This window comes from Nonomuraea sp. NPDC023979 (assembly GCF_040639085.1).
GTDB lineage: Bacteria > Actinomycetota > Actinomycetes > Streptosporangiales > Streptosporangiaceae > Nonomuraea > Nonomuraea ceibae.
Map to the genome: position 1 here is coordinate 17,042 of NZ_JBEZZG010000001.1, position 17,365 is coordinate 34,406.

At 68.1% G+C, this 17,365-nt stretch carries 24 protein-coding genes and 1 tRNA gene; 14 read left to right on the plus strand and 11 right to left on the minus strand.

The window, feature by feature from the left end; all coding sequences use genetic code 11:
• Positions 1 to 150: 150 nt before the first annotated feature.
• Genes AB0G11_RS00105 through AB0G11_RS00120 form a run of 4 tightly spaced genes read left to right on the plus strand, consistent with a single transcriptional unit; the run spans position 151 to position 3,654 of the window.
• Positions 151 to 642 carry a hypothetical protein gene (locus tag AB0G11_RS00105; protein ID WP_219504310.1) on the plus strand — a complete coding sequence of 164 codons (492 nt, stop codon included), beginning with the start codon at positions 151 to 153 and terminating at the stop codon, positions 640 to 642.
• Positions 642 to 1,775 (plus strand): peptidoglycan-binding protein, encoded by a 1,134-nt coding sequence (locus AB0G11_RS00110; RefSeq protein WP_357582893.1) that lies wholly within the window; start codon positions 642 to 644, stop codon positions 1,773 to 1,775. The genes AB0G11_RS00105 and AB0G11_RS00110 overlap by 1 nt, the downstream gene beginning before the upstream one ends.
• On the plus strand, positions 1,772 to 2,455 hold the full coding sequence (locus AB0G11_RS00115) for an ABC transporter ATP-binding protein (protein WP_219504307.1): 684 nt from the start codon (positions 1,772 to 1,774) through the stop codon (positions 2,453 to 2,455). The genes AB0G11_RS00110 and AB0G11_RS00115 overlap by 4 nt, the downstream gene beginning before the upstream one ends.
• Positions 2,452 to 3,654 (plus strand): ABC transporter permease, encoded by a 1,203-nt coding sequence (locus AB0G11_RS00120; RefSeq protein WP_357582895.1) that lies wholly within the window; start codon positions 2,452 to 2,454, stop codon positions 3,652 to 3,654. Before AB0G11_RS00115 ends, AB0G11_RS00120 begins: the two co-directional genes overlap by 4 nt.
• 345 nt (positions 3,655 to 3,999) lie before the next feature.
• Here AB0G11_RS00120 and AB0G11_RS00125 read toward each other — a convergent pair whose 3' ends face one another.
• Both AB0G11_RS00125 and AB0G11_RS00130 read right to left on the minus strand, forming a co-directional pair.
• Complete coding sequence (locus AB0G11_RS00125; protein WP_357582897.1) at positions 4,000 to 4,410, minus strand: hypothetical protein; 411 nt, start codon at positions 4,408 to 4,410, stop codon at positions 4,000 to 4,002.
• Between the two features lie 75 nt (positions 4,411 to 4,485).
• Positions 4,486 to 4,698: a DUF397 domain-containing protein gene (locus AB0G11_RS00130; protein ID WP_357582898.1), complete on the minus strand. Its 213-nt coding sequence runs from the start codon at positions 4,696 to 4,698 to the stop codon at positions 4,486 to 4,488.
• Positions 4,699 to 4,841: 143 nt separating this feature from the next.
• Between AB0G11_RS00130 and AB0G11_RS00135 the strand changes: the two genes are divergently transcribed.
• A complete protein-coding gene (locus tag AB0G11_RS00135) occupies positions 4,842 to 5,105 on the plus strand; it encodes a winged helix-turn-helix domain-containing protein (protein WP_357583687.1) in 264 nt (87 codons plus the stop codon).
• A gap of 21 nt (positions 5,106 to 5,126) precedes the next feature.
• On the opposite strand, the gene AB0G11_RS00140 is transcribed toward AB0G11_RS00135, so the two are convergent.
• The 4 genes from AB0G11_RS00140 to AB0G11_RS00155 form a co-directional block, all read right to left on the minus strand.
• On the minus strand, positions 5,127 to 5,813 hold the full coding sequence (locus AB0G11_RS00140; RefSeq protein WP_357582900.1) for a hypothetical protein: 687 nt from the start codon (positions 5,811 to 5,813) through the stop codon (positions 5,127 to 5,129).
• A gap of 50 nt (positions 5,814 to 5,863) precedes the next feature.
• On the minus strand, positions 5,864 to 6,997 hold the full coding sequence (locus AB0G11_RS00145; RefSeq protein ID WP_357582902.1) for a Dyp-type peroxidase: 1,134 nt from the start codon (positions 6,995 to 6,997) through the stop codon (positions 5,864 to 5,866).
• Positions 6,997 to 7,518 (minus strand): copper chaperone PCu(A)C, encoded by a 522-nt coding sequence (locus tag AB0G11_RS00150; protein WP_357582904.1) that lies wholly within the window; start codon positions 7,516 to 7,518, stop codon positions 6,997 to 6,999. Before AB0G11_RS00150 ends, AB0G11_RS00145 begins: the two co-directional genes overlap by 1 nt.
• 71 nt (positions 7,519 to 7,589) lie before the next feature.
• Positions 7,590 to 8,144 (minus strand): MFS transporter, encoded by a 555-nt coding sequence (locus tag AB0G11_RS00155; protein ID WP_357582906.1) that lies wholly within the window; start codon positions 8,142 to 8,144, stop codon positions 7,590 to 7,592.
• Positions 8,145 to 8,292: 148 nt separating this feature from the next.
• On the opposite strand from AB0G11_RS00155, the gene AB0G11_RS00160 reads away from it, so the two are divergent.
• Together AB0G11_RS00160 and AB0G11_RS00165 are read left to right on the plus strand one after the other, a co-directional pair.
• Positions 8,293 to 8,973, plus strand: coding sequence for a hypothetical protein (locus tag AB0G11_RS00160; protein ID WP_357582908.1), 681 nt, complete (start codon positions 8,293 to 8,295; stop codon positions 8,971 to 8,973).
• Between the two features lie 87 nt (positions 8,974 to 9,060).
• A complete protein-coding gene (locus AB0G11_RS00165; protein WP_357582910.1) occupies positions 9,061 to 9,579 on the plus strand; it encodes a universal stress protein in 519 nt (172 codons plus the stop codon).
• A gap of 5 nt (positions 9,580 to 9,584) precedes the next feature.
• Here AB0G11_RS00165 and AB0G11_RS00170 read toward each other — a convergent pair whose 3' ends face one another.
• Positions 9,585 to 9,791 (minus strand): copper ion binding protein, encoded by a 207-nt coding sequence (locus AB0G11_RS00170; RefSeq protein WP_219504290.1) that lies wholly within the window; start codon positions 9,789 to 9,791, stop codon positions 9,585 to 9,587.
• Between the two features lie 227 nt (positions 9,792 to 10,018).
• Here AB0G11_RS00170 and AB0G11_RS00175 point away from each other — a divergent pair, with 227 nt between their 5' ends.
• The 3 genes from AB0G11_RS00175 (at position 10,019) to AB0G11_RS00185 (ending at position 10,975) form a co-directional block, all read left to right on the plus strand.
• Positions 10,019 to 10,138 carry a DLW-39 family protein gene (locus AB0G11_RS00175; RefSeq protein WP_013130296.1) on the plus strand — a complete coding sequence of 40 codons (120 nt, stop codon included), beginning with the start codon at positions 10,019 to 10,021 and terminating at the stop codon, positions 10,136 to 10,138.
• 15 nt (positions 10,139 to 10,153) lie between these two features.
• The gene (locus AB0G11_RS00180) at positions 10,154 to 10,873 is read left to right on the plus strand and encodes an HAD family hydrolase (RefSeq protein ID WP_219504288.1); all 720 of its coding nucleotides are present in this window, start codon (positions 10,154 to 10,156) and stop codon (positions 10,871 to 10,873) included.
• 29 nt (positions 10,874 to 10,902) lie between these two features.
• Positions 10,903 to 10,975 (plus strand) — tRNA-Ala (locus AB0G11_RS00185).
• 150 nt (positions 10,976 to 11,125) lie between these two features.
• Here the strand turns inward: AB0G11_RS00185 and AB0G11_RS00190 are convergent.
• Positions 11,126 to 11,350, minus strand: coding sequence for a hypothetical protein (locus AB0G11_RS00190; RefSeq protein ID WP_357582912.1), 225 nt, complete (start codon positions 11,348 to 11,350; stop codon positions 11,126 to 11,128).
• A 686-nt stretch (positions 11,351 to 12,036) separates the two neighbouring features.
• Between AB0G11_RS00190 and AB0G11_RS00195 the strand changes: the two genes are divergently transcribed.
• Both AB0G11_RS00195 and AB0G11_RS00200 read left to right on the plus strand, forming a co-directional pair.
• Positions 12,037 to 12,936, plus strand: a complete 900-nt coding sequence (locus tag AB0G11_RS00195; RefSeq protein WP_357582914.1) for a hypothetical protein — start codon at positions 12,037 to 12,039, stop codon at positions 12,934 to 12,936.
• Between the two features lie 264 nt (positions 12,937 to 13,200).
• A complete protein-coding gene (locus AB0G11_RS00200; protein WP_357582916.1) occupies positions 13,201 to 13,614 on the plus strand; it encodes a hypothetical protein in 414 nt (137 codons plus the stop codon).
• A 51-nt stretch (positions 13,615 to 13,665) separates the two neighbouring features.
• On the opposite strand, the gene AB0G11_RS00205 is transcribed toward AB0G11_RS00200, so the two are convergent.
• The gene (locus AB0G11_RS00205; protein ID WP_357582918.1) at positions 13,666 to 14,220 is read right to left on the minus strand and encodes a TetR/AcrR family transcriptional regulator C-terminal domain-containing protein; all 555 of its coding nucleotides are present in this window, start codon (positions 14,218 to 14,220) and stop codon (positions 13,666 to 13,668) included.
• Positions 14,221 to 14,302: 82 nt separating this feature from the next.
• Here AB0G11_RS00205 and AB0G11_RS00210 point away from each other — a divergent pair, with 82 nt between their 5' ends.
• A complete protein-coding gene (locus tag AB0G11_RS00210; RefSeq protein WP_357582920.1) occupies positions 14,303 to 15,388 on the plus strand; it encodes a GNAT family N-acetyltransferase in 1,086 nt (361 codons plus the stop codon).
• Between the two features lie 37 nt (positions 15,389 to 15,425).
• On the opposite strand, the gene AB0G11_RS00215 is transcribed toward AB0G11_RS00210, so the two are convergent.
• Both AB0G11_RS00215 and AB0G11_RS00220 read right to left on the minus strand, forming a co-directional pair.
• Positions 15,426 to 16,043, minus strand: coding sequence for a DUF6461 domain-containing protein (locus tag AB0G11_RS00215; protein ID WP_357582922.1), 618 nt, complete (start codon positions 16,041 to 16,043; stop codon positions 15,426 to 15,428).
• Positions 16,044 to 16,095: 52 nt separating this feature from the next.
• Complete coding sequence (locus AB0G11_RS00220; protein ID WP_357582924.1) at positions 16,096 to 16,515, minus strand: hypothetical protein; 420 nt, start codon at positions 16,513 to 16,515, stop codon at positions 16,096 to 16,098.
• Between the two features lie 385 nt (positions 16,516 to 16,900).
• On the opposite strand from AB0G11_RS00220, the gene AB0G11_RS00225 reads away from it, so the two are divergent.
• Positions 16,901 to 17,365: a hypothetical protein gene (locus AB0G11_RS00225; RefSeq protein WP_219504266.1), complete on the plus strand. Its 465-nt coding sequence runs from the start codon at positions 16,901 to 16,903 to the stop codon at positions 17,363 to 17,365.

A 17,365-nucleotide genomic window follows, 5' to 3' on the forward strand; every position in this document is an offset into this window, starting at 1 on the left:
TGCCCTTCCGTTGACCTGGGACGATCGTGACGGATGTGATGTTTACTCCCCGTTAGCGCCGGCGGAAACAGCGGAGAAACAGCCCGGCCTGTTCTCTTGCGTCTCGACGGCCGGCACCCGACCGGCCGCGCGGAACGAGGAGAACACCGGATGCGAACCCTTGGCGTGATCGCCGTGCTCGCACTGTCACTCACGGCCTGCGGCGCCGACGCCGGCACCGGCGACGGCGTGGCCTCCGTCAGCGGCGGGCAGTCCACCGCCAGTGCCCAGCCCAGCCTCGACCCCGGCGCCCAGGGCGTGAAATGGGCGCAGTGCATGCGCGAGAACGGCATCGACATCGAGGACCCCAAGCCCGGCCAGGGCGTCAAGATGACGATGGGCCCCGGCAGCAAGGAGGCCATGGACAAGGCCCAGAAGGCCTGCGAGGACCTGCGGCCCAAGGGCGGCATGGGCGGCAACGGCAACCCGCAGGGCGCCGAGAAGCTCCGCAAGCTCGCCCAGTGCATGCGCGACAACGGCGTCGAGGAGTTCCCCGACCCCGACGGCGGCATGCTCAGGATGACCAAGAACGTCGCCGACGACCCTGACTTCGAAGCAGCCCAGAAGACCTGCCAGATGGACGACACCATGGGAGGTTCTTGATGGGTCCGGCCGCCCTCGACGACCAGACGGGCTCGACGACGGGGTCCGACCGGCCGCGCCGCCGCCGCGGCCGGGGGAGAAAGATCATCGGACTGCTCGTCGCCGTCGCCCTCGCCGGAGCGGCGGCGGCCGTGACCGTCCGCATGCTCGACCGCACCGGCGAACCCGCGAGCGCCGCCGCCGCGCTCCCCCCGGCCACCACCCAGATCGCCAAGGAGACCCTGGAGGACACGCTGGAGGCCGACGGCGAACTCGGCTACGGCCCCGCCACCACCGCCGTCAACCGCAAGCCCGGCACCATCACCTGGCTGCCGGACAGCGGCGACACCATCACCCGCGGCCGATCGCTCTACCGCGTCGACAACGATCCGGTCGTCCTCATGTACGGGTCCACGCCCGCGTACCGGGACCTCCGCGACGGCGTCGAGGGCCGCGACGTCGAGAACCTGGAACGCAACCTCAGCAAGCTCGGCTACGACGGCTTCACCGTCGACGACGAGTATACCTATGCCACCGCCGCCGCCGTCATGGAATGGCAGGAGGACCGCGGCCTCGAACAGACCGGCGTGGTCGAGCTCGGCCGGGTCGTGTTCGCCGACGGCAAGGTCCGCGTCGACACGCTGGACGCCCAGGTCGGCCAGCCCGCCTCCCCGGGCCAGAAGGTGCTGTCCTACACCGGCACCACCAAGGTCGTCACCGTCCGGCTCGACGCCGAGGACCAGCGGCTGGCCAAGGAGAAGGCCAAGGTGTCCGTCACGCTGCCCGACGGCCGCACCGCGCGCGGCAGGGTCACCGAGGTCGCCACCGTCATCGTGCCGGGGGAGGGCAACCAGGACCCGGAAACCAAGATCGAAGCGCTCGTCACGCTCGACGCCAAGGACAGGAAGAAGGCCGCCGGCCTCGACAACGCCGCCGTGGACGTCACCTTCACCGCCGACAAGCGCGAGAACGTCCTCACCGTGCCCATCGCCTCACTCGTCGCCCTACGCGAAGGCGGCTTCGGCGTCGAGATCGTCGAGGGCGCCACCACCCGGTACGTCGCCGTCGAGACCGGCCTGTTCTCCGGCGGGCGCGTCGAGATCGAAGGCGAGGGCCTGGCCGAAGGCATGACCGTGGGGACGGCCGCCTCATGATCTCCCTGACCGACGTGAGCAAGACCTACCCCGGCGGCGTCACCGCGCTGGCCTCCGTCTCCCTGGAGATCCGGCACGGCGAGCTCGTCGCCATCGTCGGCCCGTCCGGGTCCGGCAAGTCCACGATGCTCAACACCATCGGCACCCTCGACCGGCCCACCAGCGGGACCGTGCGCATCGACGGCCACGACGTGTCCACGCTGTCGGACAACCAGCTCTCCGCGCTGCGCGGCACCCGTATCGGCTTCGTCTTCCAGCACTTCCACCTGGCCGCCAGGGTCGCCGCGCTGGACAACGTCGCCGACGGCCTCCTCTACAGCGGCCTGCCGCTCGCCGAACGCCGCCGCCGCGCCCGCGCCGCCCTCGACCGCGTCGGCCTCGGCCACCGCATCGACCACGAGCCCCACGAACTGTCCGGCGGCGAACGCCAGCGCGTCGCCATCGCCCGCGCCGTCGCCGGCGACCCGCCGCTCCTGCTCGCCGACGAACCCACCGGCGCCCTCGACTCCGTCTCCGGCGCCGGCGTCATGGAACTGCTGCACGACCTGCACGCCGCCGGCACCACCATCGTGATCATCACCCACGATCGGGAGATCGCCGGCGGCCTGCCCCGGCAGGTACGCATGCGCGACGGCCGTATCGTCGCCGACTCCGCCGCGCTCACCGGAGCCACCAGATGACCGCCCCCCTCACCGTGGCCAGGATGCGCCCCCGCGACGTGATGCGCGTCGGCGCCGTCGGCCTGCGCACCCGCCCCCTGCGCGCCTTCCTGTCGGCACTCGGCATCGCCATCGGCATCGCCGCCATGATCGGCGTCGTCGGCATCTCCTCCTCGTCCGGCGCCGAACTCGACCGCCAGCTCTCCGCCCTCGGCACCAACCTGCTCACCGTCTCCTCCGGGCAGACCATCCTGGGCGAACAGGCCAAGATGCCCGTCGACGCCGAAGCCATGATCGAACGCATCGGCCCCGTCCAGGCCGTCTCCGCCATGGGCGAGATCCCCGAAGCCAAGGTCTACCGGTCCGAACAGATCCCCGCCGCCCAGACCGGCGGCCTCGCCGCCTACGCCGCCCGCCTCGACCTGCCCCAGGTCCTCGGCGCCACCCTGCGCAGCGGCACCTGGCTCAACGCCGCCACCCACACCTACCCCGCCGTCGTCCTCGGCGCCACCGCCGCCCAACGGCTCGGCATCACCGCCGCCGGCCCCGACGCCCAGGTCGTCATCGGCGGCGAACGCTTCACCGTCGTCGGCATCCTCCACCCCGTCGCCCTCGCCGCCGACCTCGACACCGGCGCCCTCGTCGGCTGGCCCGCCGCCGAACGCATCCTCGACTACGACGGCCACCCGACCACCCTCTACACGCGCGTCGACGAAAACCGGATGGAGGCCGTACGGTCGGTCCTCGCCGGCACCGCCAACCCCGAGGCGTCCAACGAGATCGACATCTCCCGGCCCTCCGACGCGCTGGCGGCCAAACAGGCTACGGAGCAGGCGTTCACCGGGCTGCTGCTGGGCGTGGGGGCGGTGGCGCTCATCGTCGGCGGGGTGGGGGTGGCCAACACCATGGTCATCTCGGTGCTGGAACGGCGCTCGGAGATCGGGCTGCGCAGGTCGCTCGGGGCTACCCGGGGGCAGATCCGGACCCAGTTCCTCGCCGAGTCGCTGCTGCTGTCGGCGATGGGCGGGGTGGGGGGCGTGTGCATCGGGGCGGTGGTGACCGTGGGATACGCCACGTACGAGGGATGGCCCAGCGTCATTCCGGCCGAGGCCACGGCGGGCGGGTTGGCGGCGACGCTGGTGATCGGGGCGGTGGCGGGGCTCTACCCGGCCATCAGGGCGTCACGCCTGTCGCCTACGGAGGCACTGGCGGCCCCTTGACGCCACCCGTTGTGGGCCGGGGCTGCCCGCCCTGGCGAGCGGGCTTCGCGGTCGGCGCTGTCGCGCCTGGGGGCTCAGGCGTTCGTTCCCGGTCGGGCCGGGGCCCGACCCCTGGTGGTCCTCGCTCCGCTCGGGCTGCCTCCCCCAACCCACCCGTTGACCGTCTGAGGGGTGGGCCGGGGCCGCCCGCCCTGGCGAGCGGGCTTCGCCGTCGGCGCTGTCGCGCCTGGGGGCTCAGGCGTTCGTTCCCAGTCGGGCCGGGGGCCCGACCCCTCGTGGTCCTCGCTCCGCTCGGGCTGCCTGCCAGGACGGGCGCCTGGCGGCGCCCGAGCTCCAGGGGGCCGATCACCGGGCGTGTAGGCGGGATGGGCATGGATGGGTGACGTGGCGGTTAGGGCAGCAGATCAGGCCGATCGTGACGAACCGGCCGCCGTGCAGCCACTCACCCCATTGCACGTCAACGCCGCGAGGCAGCAGGTCGCGAGCAATCGCCAGTCGATCCTCAAGTGGGAGACCCTCGGGCCGCAGCAGAGTGTTACGCACCTGGCCATACTCCGAGCCAAGCCAGGACATCGCCGCGTCGATGTTGTCGAACGTCGCTCGGATCTGTGCGGCGGGTTTGGCGAGCCAGTCACCGGTCCGCATCGGTGGCAGCATCGACGTGGAGAAGTCAGGCGAACTGGGCCGTCGCTCGGACTCGTTGCCGCGGTCGGCTCCGGCGCCGATCCACTGATAGGCGTGCCAATGCATGCTCAACAGCGCTCCCGGTAATGTGTGGGTGGCGGCCCCTGCTTGCTTCGATCAGGCAGGGACCGCCTATTCCGGAGATGCCTAGAGCATGGTCAGGCCGGCCGCGCGAAGCTCGTCGCCGGTGAACCGGAGTGTTCCGGCATCCGGGTTCTTCGAGTCGCGCAGGGCGTAGGCGTCGTCAGCACCGGGAATCGGAGTGATCAGGACGCAGGTGTCCATCTCCTCCTCTTGCTGGTTGCCGCCGCACATCTTGGTGTACGGCACCTCTCCGAGGGGCTTGCCGTACAGATCCATCACTTCATCTCCTCCGCCTTTCGTTCCTTGGGTGGCACGAACTTTAACCAGGCCTATACCTACCTGTCTAGTCCTATCCCCTCCATGACCTGTACTGTTGTGTATATGTCTGTAAGTCAATGTCGGTCTAAGGTCTGCCTGTGATGTTGCCTGACGCGCCCTGGACGGAAGAGGACTGGAACCCTGAGCTTTACCGGTACGAGCAGATAGCCGAATGGGTCACAGCAGGCATCCGTAACGGCACCTACCCGCCGCGTACCGTCCTGTCGGAAGTGCAGCTCCAGAGCTATTTCGGCGTTGGCCGTGACACCATCCGCAAGGCGTTCGCCATCCTCCGCGAACGCGACCTGATCATCACCAAGCCCGGCCGAGGGTCCGTCGTCCGCCGTGCCCACGCCGGATCCTGAACCGATTCCCGTAGCCGGAGTTCACCGGGACCTGAGCCGTTCGACCAGTTCGGCCACCGTGGCGGACTCCAGCCAGGCCGGTCCGCCGTGGTCGAGCCGGTCCATCCCGCCCACCAGCACCCCCAGCTCGGCATCCTCCAGGACCACCCCCTGCGGCGGCGTGGACATGATCCTCGCCCCCTCCGGCAGCGGATCGCCCGGCTTCACGATGTTCCCGAGCGGGGGACGCGGGTCGCCGAACAGCACGACCTTCGTCCCCGGGGGAATCGCGCGCCGGTAGTCGGCGACGCCCTTCGCGGGCAGCCAGTCTGCTGCGGCCCTGGTGGCATCCCTGACCACCGCGCCCTGGTCGAACCCGGCGAACACGTACGAGCCGGCCGTGGCGCCCTTCACCGGATCGGTCACCCGCACCCGCATGAGCATCAGGTAGTCCAGCGGCCCGCCCGGGTAGGTCGCAGCCGCCGGCCCCTGCTGCCAGTCGTCGACGACCCCGCCGACGACCGTCCCCTCCTGGGCGGCCAGCGCTTCGGGCGTCTCCACGGCCGGGTAGTCGGCCCAGGACGTGATCAGGGAGACGTCCACGGACGAGTGCTCGATCCGGGCGCGGTAGCGCAGCACGTCCTCCGCCGTCACCTCGCGCTCGCCACCGCCGCACCCGGACACCGCGAGCGGGAGCGCCAGGAGCACCGCCATGATCACCCGGTTCACGGGAACCACTATGCCGTGGCCCGCACCAGGCGGCACGGGCCACGCCCGGGTCACGACAGCAGCCTGTCCCCGATCCAGCCGTCGGCCGTGCAGCCGGGCGGGACGGCGAACACGGCCGAGCCGATCGTCGTCACCCATTCGTTGAGCAGGTCCCCCTCCGCCAGCCGCTGCTGGACGGGGACGAACTGCCGCTCCACGTCCGCCTGGTAGGAGGCGAACAGCAGCCCGGAATCCGAGGTCCCGTCCGCGCTGATCCCTTCGTCGTAGTTGTACGGTCTGCGCAGGATGCGGAGGCCGGGATCGGCGGTACGGGCCCGCCTGATGTGCGCGTACTCGGAGATGACCGGGAAGCCGAACCCGTTCAGCCGGTCGAAGTCGGGCTCGTCGTGCTCGGCCCGGCCGGTCAGCGGGGCGCCGGTGTCGAGGCGGCGGCCGATGGTGAACTCCCTGGCCACCCGGTCGGCGGCGTCCCAGGTCTCCAGGTTCATGCGGATGCGCCGGAAGACGAGCGTGGTGCCGCCGCGCAGCCATTCCGGGCCGTCGGTGATCCATACGGCCTTGTCCAGGTCCGTCGGGTTCACGGTGCCGTCGAGCTGGCCCATCAGGTTGCGTTGCGTGACGCCCGGCGCTCCGGCGGAGCTGCGGAAGCCACGCTGCGTCCACCGGACCCGGGCGAAGGACCGCGCGTCCTTGACGATCATCCGCAGGGCGTGGGCGACCGTCAGGTTGTCGTCGGCGCAGATCTGCACCAGCAGGTCGCCGCCGTTCCACCGCTTGTCCAGCTTGTCCGTCTCGAACGCGGGCAGCGGCCGCAGGGGCGACTCCGCCTTCGCCGCCTTGAACAGCCCCGGCCCGAACCCGAACGTCACGGTCAGCCGCGCCGGACCGGCGGCCAGCTCGGGCTCGGTGTCGGCCAATGCGGGCTGCCCCTGGGTGAGGCGGCGGGCGTCGTCGGTCAGCAGCGGCAGCAGCCGGGTCAGCGCCTCCTTGTCGGTGCCGGGCAGCAGGTCGAAGGCCACGAACACGGCGTGCGCCTGGGGAGCCGTCGCCACCCCGGCCTGGTGCGTCCCGTGGAACGCCTCCACCCCGGAGCCCGCCGACGCCTGGGCGCTGCCGCCCACAGCGGTGGCGGCGGCAGTGGCGGCCCCGGCCACGAACAGCCCACGCCGGCTGATCCCGGACATCAGTGCTCCATGCCGGGCTGGTAGTCCTCCTTGCCACCGGCGAAATCCTTGCCGATGGCGGTGAACTCCAGCGGCGCCCCGCCCTTCACGGTGAGCGTGAACGGGATCCGCGCGCCCGGCTTCACCTCTTCGGTGACGCCCATGAGCATGATGTGGTCGCCGCCGGGCCGCAGCTCGTGCTTGCCACCGGCCGGGACGACGAACCCGCCCTCCTTCGGGCGCATCACCATCTTCCCTCCCGAGTCGACCACCTCGTGGAGCTCGATCGTGGGCGAGAGGGGCGAGGCCCCGGCGGTGACGGTCAGGTCGGCGCCGGTGTTGTTGACGAGGGTTCCGAAGGCGGCGGTCATGCCCTTCTTGACCGTCTTCACCCAGGGATCGGTGATGGTCAGCCCCTGGGCCGCGGGGACGGCGGCGGCGGTGGGCCCTTGGGTCGCGGTGGCCGTGGTGCTCTCGGTGGCGGTGCCGCACCCGCTCAACGCCACGACGGCAGCCAGCAGGAGCGCAGGACGAACGTACATCGGACATGCCTTTCTTCACCCTGTGACGCGCGCGTACGGCATGCACAGGGTGTGGATCGTCGGAAGGAGAATCAGTGGGTTCCGACGACCCGGGGCGGCCCGCGCAGGCTGACGACGTGCCGCAGCACGGCCGAACGCAGCACCGGCGGCTCGACCGTACGAGGGGCGGAGAAAGGAGTGTCGAGCACCGGCAGCAGCACGGCGAGCAGCCGCGTGACCAGCCGCCGCAGCAGCCCCCACAGGGCCGCCTCGCCGCGCGCCAGCCAGAGCGCGGTCAGCGCGGTCGCCCACCCGTGGGCGACCAGCATGCCGAGCCCGGGCGCCAGCCCGGAGGAGGAGGCGTGTGCGACGTGCGCCACCGCCTCGGCCGCCGACCCGGCGTGCGCCAGCGAGAACAGCACGTGCAGCACGGCCTGCGCCGTGCCCAGCAAGGGCATGATCACGTACGCGCCGCGCTCGCGCCCCGCGACGGGCAGCGCCAGGCAGAACGCCGCCGCGAACCCCGCCACCAGGGCGGACCCGGTCACGCTCCCGCCGCCGAACACGTGCGCCACCACGCCCAGCCCGAGGCACACCCCGGCGAACACCGCGGTGCGGATCAGGCGGAACGGCAGGCTTGAAGACACGATGCCGCCATCATGGCACGCCCGCCTGCCGCCCGTTCGCCGAGGGATTGCCCTGGCATGAGCCCCGACGAGCTCGGTACGGCCCAGCTCGTCGAGATCTTCCTGCACGGCGCTCTGAAGGAGGGGAGCGCTGCTTAAATGACCCCCAATGCCGAAATTTCCTGACCTGCCGTCATTCGCCGCGGCCATCGCGCCCGTCATCGACGCGGTCCACGTCAACGTGCACGCCTCCGCCCGCCGTCCCCCCGACGGGCTCCTGAACGACCTCCGCTACGTCCTCCCGCTCCGCCCCGTCACCCGGGACGACCTCGCCACCGTCTACCGGTACGGCGACGCCGACGAACGCGAACGGGACCTCCGGGCCCACCTCCACGAGGGCGCCCTGACCGAGCAGGACGGCGTACTGCGCCTCACCGGCCAGGGCCTGGCGGCCGTCCACGACCTCTACGCCGCGCACGCGGCCGCCGTGACCCGCATCTGGCCGGACGTGACCGGCCCCGCCACCCTGGTGGGCCGGGTGCTCGACGAGGCGAGACACGACCCGGGCGGCGCCCTCGCCGTCATGGCCCCGCCGTACGAACCGGACGGAACCCCTCCCGGTGTGCTCCTGTTCAACCGCCTGGCCGCGCTCCGCTACCACCGCGCCGACTGTCACGCCGCGTCCTGGCAGGCCGAAGGGCTCACGGCGGCCGAAATCGTCGCCCTCCGCCCCGGCCCGCTGCGCGACCGCGTCGAGTCCGGTACGAACCGCCGCGCCGCCCGCCCGTACGCGACGCTCACGGAGCAGGAACGCGCCGCTCTTTACGACGACTTGCTCAACCTGGTCTAGGAGTAAAGAGGTTCGCGATTCCCACCTCCCGGTAACGGGCTGGAGGGAGCAATATGGTCGGGTACCTCAACCACCCGAGGGAGGGGCGTGGTGGATCAGGACCTGCCTGGCGGCCCGAGGCTGATCGTGGGAGTGGACGAGTCCCCGGCCTCGCGCTGGGCGCTGGCCTGGTCGATCGGCGTGGCCAGGCTCCACCGCATGGCGCTGGTCGCCGTGCACGTCAGCCGGGCTCCCGTGCATCCGTTCCCCGAGGCGCTGCCCGTGCAGCACGCCGTCAGACAGGGGGAGGAGGCCCGCTGCGCGGAGGTGGTGGCGGGCGTGTTCGACGACGTGGCGGGCGGCGTGCCCGACGACCTCACCGTCGCCATGCTGGCCAGGGTCGGCGACCCCGGCTATCACCTCGTCGACCTGGCGGGCGAGGGTGATCTGCTGGTGCTCGGCCGGGGCAGGCGCGGGCTGATCAGCAGGATGTTCCTGCCCTCGACCAGCATGTACTGCGCGCGGCACGCCCGTACGACCGTCGTGATCGTACGGCAGCCGACACCGCCGGACGACGCGCCGCTCTCAGGCGACCGCGCCCGGCGGTTCTTCGGCCGCCGGCACTGAGCCGCCTACCCGGCCAGCTCGTAACCGGCCTCTTCGACGGCCTTGCTGATGTCGGACCGGTCGACGGGGGCGTCGCTGACCACGGTCAGCAGGCCGCTCGCCAGGTCGACCTCCACGGACGTGACGCCGGCGACCTCCCCGACCTCCTCCTTGACCGAACTCACGCAGTGGCCGCAGGTCATGCCGTTCACGGTGAAGGTGGCGGTGCTCATGTCGTGCTCCTTCGTAAACTCGTGCTGTCTGCTCTGCAGACTCTAACACCCTACCCCCCTGGGGTATGCCCGACGGAGGGGACTTTCTTCCTCGCGCACTCACCCGCCGCATTTGGCATGATCCAACTGATGGGTACGTAGGACCGCTGCCATCACTTGCTAGGCTGCAAGTCAACCGTTGGGTCTCACCCCGGCAGGTGAGACCGTCGAAGAAGTGGGGTCACACCGTGAAGAAGCTGCTTGTTCTGGCGCTGGTCGCCCTTGGGGGGTTGCTGATCTGGCGCAAGGTGCAGGCTGACCGCGCCGAGCTCGATCTGTGGACCGAGGCGACCGGTAGCGAGAACTAACCGACCGGCGAGGCGATGAGTGACGTCATCCCCATCAAACTGGCGTGCCTGGACCTTTCAGGCACCACGGTCGGTGACATCGCCATGGTCGAGCGCGCGTTCGCCGAGGCGATCGCGACCCAGGGCATAGTCCCCGGGACCGGGGCCTACGCACGTGCCATGGTTCACGTGCACCGGTCCCGGGGCCGCCCGACCATCGATGTCTTCCGCGGGATCTTCCCCGACAACGAAGCACAGGCCCAGGCGGCGAACCTCACGTTCGAACGCTCCTACGAGGGCGCCATCGAACGCGCCGGCCTCATCCCGACGCCCGGCGTCATCGAGGTCTTCGACAAACTCCGGGGCTCCGGCGTCCACGTCGCCCTGATCACCGGCTTCAGCCGCACCACGCTGAGCCGGGTCCTCGCCATGCTCAACTGGCATGACAAGGTCGACCTCGCCATCACCCCCGAAGACGCGGGCGGCCGCGGCCGCCCCTGGCCCGACATGGTCCTGCACGCCGTGCTCCGCCTCGGCATCCCCGACGTCCGCCAGGTGGCGGTCGCGGGCGACTCCGAAAGCGACATGCTCTGCGGCCGCAGCGCCGGCGCCGCCATCGTGGCCGGCGTCCTCACCGGCGTCCACAGCCGCGAACGCCTGGTCAAAGGGGGTGCCACCCATCTCCTGGAGTCGATCAGCAGCCTCCCCGACCTGATCCTCACGGACGACCTCGGCACGACGCAGGTACCCGCGTAGGTTCGGTAAGCTAGCTTTCGTTCGCTCAAGGGGCCTTAGCTCAGCTGGCAGAGCGCCTGCTTTGCAAGCAGGATGTCAGGAGTTCGAATCTCCTAGGCTCCACACGCGTAAGCCCAGGTTAGAGAGTCGCTCTCGGCCTGGGCTTCGTCATGCTAGGACAGTTTGAGGGCCGTACAGCAGCGAAGTACAGGTGTCGAGCAGCCAGCAGGCCAAGCGTCGCATCGTTCCTGCCTTCATGAGTTCAGGCGGATTTCAGGCAGTGATGGGTTTGGGCAGGTGGGCGGTGATCTCGTCCCAGGCCGGGGCGAGGTGCGCGTGAGCGTTCGCCGCTTGTTCGGCGGCTTGCTCGGTGACGTAGAAGGAGCGAGCCCGGTACCACTGGCCGTCTTGTGAGGCGACGATCGCGGCGCCCGGTGTCTCTGCGGTGATGGCGCGGGCGGAGACTAGGGCGGCGGGGTCGAGGTCGCCGAGCGTCATGGTCGCAGTCTCAGGGTCGTTGACCCGGTGGCAAATCCGGCCCGAGCACTGCGCACGCAGCGCCGTGGCGCCGGGGCCGAGGTCAGGGCCGATCCTTCGGCCGCAGCAGAACAGGTAGAGGCCGAACGCCCGCCCGAGTTCCGTCTACCAGGCCGACGACGAACTGCTCGGCAACACCCACGCCTACGGCACGCCAGCAGCCGACGCCCAGTCATGCACCTCACCGACAGCGATGACGAAGGATCAGCAGCGACTTACCTCACGAGCATGCCCCGACTCTGGACCACCGCTCAGCCCTGCTGCCAGTAGCTCCATTCGACACAACTACGGATAGCCAGAAAGCAACTTATCTGTTCGTCATCAAGGCGCGTGCCGCCTGCGACGGCCCACGCGCGCCGGACGGCCGATGGCCGCGCTGCGGCTCTTCGGCCGGTCGCGGCCACCGCCATCCGCCCGCTGCCCATCCTTGACCAGGTCATATGCAGATCATCACGGTGCACGGCTTTGGCAGTGTGGTACTCGTACCTCAGTCGGACATGGATAGGCCGTGCCCGGGAGAACATCCGACCTGACGCCGACTGCCAACACACTCGCCCCGAAGACTGGCTACAGTAAGTGCTGAAGACATGCCAGGGAATTGGCCATCAATGCGATAATCGGTTGACGCAGATGCGATGATAGGACGCGTGGAAGCGCGTGGTGGGCAGCCGCTTAACGCTCAGATTGTCTATTTCGATCTGACTGCTGAGTACAGCAGTCTTGAGGCATGGGGGATGCACCTCTTCAACTCGATGGCCGCACGGTTCCGGGCGGCTCTAAGAGAAATGGAGAGAGGAGCTTCCGGTCCTCTGCCGTCTATAGGAATGATCCCTGAGGGCCCTCACTTCGTCTACGAGAGCGCTCCCTGGCTATTTCACACGCGTCAAGGTCGTGGCCCGCTGTTCATTGTATGGGACACAAATATACTCATTGACTATTTCAAATATGGGCGAGCGCTGTGGGAAGGTGACGGATTGCCGGCCCAAGCTGGCAGCGACTATGCAGCCGAACTAGAAGGACTGCAGCTGCTGTTGGCTCTGTGGGTCCTGCGCGATATTAGATTCATCGTGCTTCCTGGGACGATCAAAGATGCAAAAAGACGTCTTTCGGCTGAACGTAAAGCCGATAGAATGAGGGCGTTCAGAGAGTTTACGTCGGCACTGAGTCTGGTCGATGGTAATTTCCCAGAGGAGGTGCCTCCCTTCACGGAGGGCTTGCTAATCCTGCCGGACTCGCTGCTGGAGGACGCATTAAAGGCTATTCCTGCGGGCTATGATCGATGGCTCGTTGGATCTGCTGCTCGCATGAAGGTGCATGTCTTTATGACCCTTGACAAGGGCATTTTGAAGCAACGCGAAGCGTTTAAAAAGTTTGGGCTGCTCCTGGCATCGCCGCTTGATATTCTTGAAGGGTTAGTCGGTTGTGGAGCGTTTCAGTGCATGCTCGAACCGCGTTACGCATACTGGCCAATGCCGGATCAGATGAGGATCGGTCATCTAATCCGTGCCCTGCCGACGTTCGATGAGACGAACTTCCGGGATCGGTGATCCGGACGGGGAGTTCGTCGTAGCCGTCGTCGCCCTGTTCTCCGGCGTGATCACGACCCTTGTGGGCGCACTATTCCTCCTCTTTCGGTCGACCGGCTACGAGTCGCAAACGCCCCGTCGTCACGCGGCAGGACACGCAGTCAGCCCTTGTCACACACCTGATCGGTCTTCGTTAGCCCTCGGCGTATCTCGTGGATGAGACTTCGCTGCATAGATTCAACGGGATCTTCTTGTCGAAGTGCGCTGAAGGGACGGGTAGAACCAATGGCGACGTTCAAGAAGTGGAACCGCGCCGAGCACGTTGACCAGGCCGGAGGAGAAGAGGCCCTCGCTGCGACGCGGCGTATCGTTGACGAATTCATCGATGATTGGCAACTACGCGTCGGCAAACTGAGGAAGATGCTCAAATTCACGGGTCCGCGTACCGAGCGGCGCACCACAGGCCCGACACATAGCTTGATATGGGCATCGCTCCGGTCGAATTGCGCCTCTTGGGGCGCGCCTTCAGGCGCACCGGAGTTCGAGCATGTGAGACACCGCGGTCACAGGACGTTCGGGCTTGGGCTGCCCGCCGTCATGCTCTCGGTTGCCGAAGCGGAAGCCATGGATGATGCCCACCATGACCCCCCGAGGTGGATGGCCGATCCGAACGGTGTCGACGATCGTGTCGCTTTTTGAATAGGGAGTTGTTCCGGGTCAGTGCCGGGCCGCGCCGGCTGGGCTCGGCGCCTATCGGTGTAGGAGGGCGTCGAGTCCCGCCTCGATGATGGTTTCGGTGTCCACGGTGTGTGCCGCGTGGAGTGATGCGTAGAGCGGGGCGATTTCGTGGTCGACAGGGGCGTCTCGCTCGTGGCCTGCCGTCGGGGTCGTTGTCGCGCTGCCGATGACGAAGTTCGACAGCGCATACGCATCGCTGAGAGGGTCGGTCGCGCCGCGCTCGGCGAGCAGGACGCACATGCGCTCGGAGAGGCGCAGGTAGTTCGGCCCCCTGGGGGCGCGCATGGCGATGACCTGGCACGCCCAGGGGTGCCGTACGAGATGGCGGTAGTAGGCGAGCATCAAGGCGTGAAGCCCGGCCTGCTTGAGGGCTTCCTGCAGTTGCGTGTCGCGCCCGAGTGCGTCATCAAGCGCGAGGTCGTAGAGGTCGTCGACCGACGTGACTCTGGAGTACAGGCTGGCAGGAGCCACTTCCAGCCGGAACGCGACGGCGCGGACGGTGAGCGCTCGCAGTCCGCCCTCGTCCAGCAGCTCCACGGCCGTTCGTGCGACGTCGCGCACGTCCACGGCGCGCGCTCTGCGGACAGGCTTGCGGCGCTCCCAATAACTCACATGACCACTTTATCCGAACTATGTTAGCTTACCCGGTATGTTGGATGCCAGCCTTCTCCCGCTTCGCAACAAGGGCGCAGTGTTGCGTGCTATGCGCCCCGCCGACGCCGGCGCGTATGCCGCGGGCACAGCCGACCCCGCAGTGCGTCAGTACGCGCATCTGCCGGAGCCCGAGTACACCGAGGCGTCCGTGAAAGCGTTGATCGAGGGGACGATCCGCGAAGGGATGGAGCGCGGCGACCTCGCGGTGCTGACCGTCGCCGACCCCGCCGACGACGCCTTCGCCGGGAGTCTGGTGCTGTTCGGCGTGGAGGAAGGCTCTGTCGAGGTCGGCTTCTGGGTGCACCCGGATCACCGGGGCAAGGGCGTCGCCTCGGCGGCGCTGGATCTCGCGGTCGAGTTCGTCAGGCGCAGCGGACTCACCAGGCTCGCAGTTCGTACCGTTCCCGAGAACGAGGCGTCTCGGCGGGTGCTCGAACGGTCCGGCTTCGGCCGAGGCGAAGAGACCCGTGGTGTCGCCCCTTCGGGCCAGGAGGTCGTCGCGCAGCACTACGCTCTCGACCTCGAACCGATCACGCTGGTTCCCCTGGAGACGGAGCGGCTACGGCTGAGGCTGTACCAGCAAGCCGACGTACACGCATTGTGGCGCACCTACAGTCGCCCCGACGTCGCTCGCTATCTTCTCGAAGAGCCGTGGTCGGAGGAGGACGCTGCCCGCCGTATCAGCGAGCGGATGGTGCGGACGGGCCTCGACAGCCGGAATTCCGCTCTTGCCATGATCATCGAGCATGAGGGCGCGGTCGTCGGCGACGTGGCGATCTGGCTGACCGACGTGGAGCGTCGAGTCGCCGAAATCGGCTGGGTGATGGACCCCGCCCACAGTGGCCGAGGGTTCGCGACGGAGGCCGTGCGAGCCGTGCTCCGGCTGGCATTCGAGCAGTACCGGGTGCACCGGGTCGTAGCGCAGATGGACGCTCGCAACGAGGCCTCCGCACGACTCGCGCAGCGCGCCGGAATGCAGCGCGAAGCCCACCTCCGGCAGGACTGGTGGAGCAAGGGCGAGTGGACGGACACCTTCGTCTACGGCGCTCTCGCCACTGACTTCCCCGCCGGAAATCCTTGATGAGCGATGGGGTGCGCCCCGAACGGTCGTGGCTTGCTCATCGGGGCCGAGGCGCCAGGCCGCACAGGTAGGTGGACTCCTCCAGCAACTGTGGCGTCAGCTTGACCCCGGTGACGTGCTCGGCCAGTGCGAACGCCGCCTTGTCGTGGTTATCGGAAACGCTGTCGTCGTCGGCAAGGTCGAAGCCGACTCGTTGCATGACCTCCACGAGTTCGTCCGGGGAACTGCCGTGGCGAGAGTAGGGGAAAAGCGGGTCGAAGAAGAGGCGAATCTCCCCGTCTTCCACCCAGTAGAAGTAACCGACTGCGTTGACGTTGCGAGAATGCGAAACGAGTCGCGTACCAGCCGACAACGGCAGGATGGTTTTCCTGCTCACGCCTAGGTGCCCGTTCACCTCGACGATGAGCAGCCAATCCCCGAGGGAGACGGTTCCGAAATACTTGCCTTCCCGGGTGCCGAATGTGCCAGGGTCGGGGTAGGAAGCAGTGATCAGCTCATCGAGCGTCTTACGAGGGGAAGCTTCGGCCTGGGCGCCGAGACGGGTCATCAGTAACTCGGGGCTCATGTCGCGGACAAGGGTGAAGCAGTACGAGTCCGCCAGATCGGGGAACCGGTCGTCGTTGAACCAGAGGTAGTCGTCAGCATTCGGGATCATGTCGGCATCCTCTCAGCCGCAGCCAAAGGCCGAGACCGAGGCTGAGCCAAAGCTAAGCGCTCGGGCGAACATGGGTGATGCGGTCGGGGGATCCCAGGCACCTGACCTGTATCCAGCCGTCTCTGCGGCCCTGCCCTAGCCAGCGGGTCTTCCATCGCGGCGCACGACTGCCGTTGAACATCTGGCACAGCGTTTCGAGCGTGTCGGCGAACAGATATTCCTGCGCATACACTCGGCCGAACCGGAGCCACTCATGGCGGACTATCGGGCGAGCCAGGACCCCCTCGAACCAAGCCGCCGCTGTTTCCGTCAGTTCCGGCATCGAGCCATCAGCAACGATGGCCAAGCTGGTCGCCTCATCGGGCAGCGTGAAGAGCTGATTGTGGACGCGGTCCCCGTGAAGACGGTTGCCTGATACATGGATGCCGGCGGTCATAAGTGAAACAGGCTCGTCCGGTGCGCTGATGTCCATGCATACGACCAATCCGCTGTCGCTGTCCGGGGGAACGGCGAAGGTGTTCGCCGGAGGCACCGGCCAGTGCTGTGTCCGTGCCCGGAGCTCATCTACGAATAGGCGTTGGTCGCCGGGTAAGTCGTCATCGTCGCAGTCGAACCATCCATATTCCTGCACAGCAACAGGCTATAGTGACCGGGCACAAGGGGCGCTGGCCTGAGGGCGACCACGGAGTCGAGGCCGCGGCGTTGCTCATCCTGGAATGGCTTGCTGAGTAGGGCGTGAACGCAATGTCGAGAGGCCGGTGTGAACGTGTGCCGTACTGATCAGCTCTGGCGAGGTGACTGGACAAGCACTGTCTAGCCCACTAGCCATGAATGGCATATCCCTCTACGCTGACGTCATGCGCTCACGTTCCGATGAAATTCTCGACGAATTCGGGCCCGTGGAGAACATCGGCGAGAACGAGCCCGAAGCCATCACCTACCAGGCCACTGTCACGCGCATCGGCAAACACTGGACCGCCACCGTTCGTGACCTCCCCGGTGGGCAGACAGCCCACGTACAGGGTGCGAGCTGGAAGGAAACCAAGGAGAACGTCGTCGACTGCGTCCTCAAGCTCCGCGAGGACAAGCCCGACGCCGTCGCCGTTCAGTTCGTCCCCGGCGACCCTGAGGTCGCTGCCGCGCTGGCCACCGTATCCGCGGCTCGCAGCGCCCGTGTCCAGGCCGAGCTGGCCGAGCGGGATGCGGTCTATCGGGCCGCTCGTCTTCTGGTCGGCAAAGGGTGGAGCACCCGAGACGCGGGCAGCGCGCTGGGCTTGTCCCACCAGCGCATCTCCCAGATCGCTCCACGCCCGGCGAGCTAG

Coding starts and splice junctions, on each gene's coding strand:
- AB0G11_RS00105 (WP_219504310.1), top strand. CDS start 151: ATGCGAACCCTTGGCGTGATCGCCGTGCTCGCACTGTCACTCACGGCC.
- AB0G11_RS00110 (WP_357582893.1), top strand. CDS start 642: ATGGGTCCGGCCGCCCTCGACGACCAGACGGGCTCGACGACGGGGTCC.
- AB0G11_RS00115 (WP_219504307.1), top strand. CDS start 1,772: ATGATCTCCCTGACCGACGTGAGCAAGACCTACCCCGGCGGCGTCACC.
- AB0G11_RS00120 (WP_357582895.1), top strand. CDS start 2,452: ATGACCGCCCCCCTCACCGTGGCCAGGATGCGCCCCCGCGACGTGATG.
- AB0G11_RS00130 (WP_357582898.1), bottom strand. CDS start 4,698: ATGGATCTGTACGGCAAGCCCCTCGGAGAGGTGCCGTACACCAAGATG.
- AB0G11_RS00135 (WP_357583687.1), top strand. CDS start 4,842: ATGTTGCCTGACGCGCCCTGGACGGAAGAGGACTGGAACCCTGAGCTT.
- AB0G11_RS00145 (WP_357582902.1), bottom strand. CDS start 6,997: ATGTCCGGGATCAGCCGGCGTGGGCTGTTCGTGGCCGGGGCCGCCACT.
- AB0G11_RS00150 (WP_357582904.1), bottom strand. CDS start 7,518: ATGTACGTTCGTCCTGCGCTCCTGCTGGCTGCCGTCGTGGCGTTGAGC.
- AB0G11_RS00160 (WP_357582908.1), top strand. CDS start 8,293: ATGCCGAAATTTCCTGACCTGCCGTCATTCGCCGCGGCCATCGCGCCC.
- AB0G11_RS00170 (WP_219504290.1), bottom strand. CDS start 9,791: ATGAGCACCGCCACCTTCACCGTGAACGGCATGACCTGCGGCCACTGC.
- AB0G11_RS00180 (WP_219504288.1), top strand. CDS start 10,154: ATGAGTGACGTCATCCCCATCAAACTGGCGTGCCTGGACCTTTCAGGC.
- AB0G11_RS00190 (WP_357582912.1), bottom strand. CDS start 11,350: ATGACGCTCGGCGACCTCGACCCCGCCGCCCTAGTCTCCGCCCGCGCC.
- AB0G11_RS00200 (WP_357582916.1), top strand. CDS start 13,201: ATGGCGACGTTCAAGAAGTGGAACCGCGCCGAGCACGTTGACCAGGCC.
- AB0G11_RS00210 (WP_357582920.1), top strand. CDS start 14,303: ATGTTGGATGCCAGCCTTCTCCCGCTTCGCAACAAGGGCGCAGTGTTG.
- AB0G11_RS00215 (WP_357582922.1), bottom strand. CDS start 16,043: ATGATCCCGAATGCTGACGACTACCTCTGGTTCAACGACGACCGGTTC.
- AB0G11_RS00220 (WP_357582924.1), bottom strand. CDS start 16,515: ATGGACATCAGCGCACCGGACGAGCCTGTTTCACTTATGACCGCCGGC.
- AB0G11_RS00225 (WP_219504266.1), top strand. CDS start 16,901: ATGCGCTCACGTTCCGATGAAATTCTCGACGAATTCGGGCCCGTGGAG.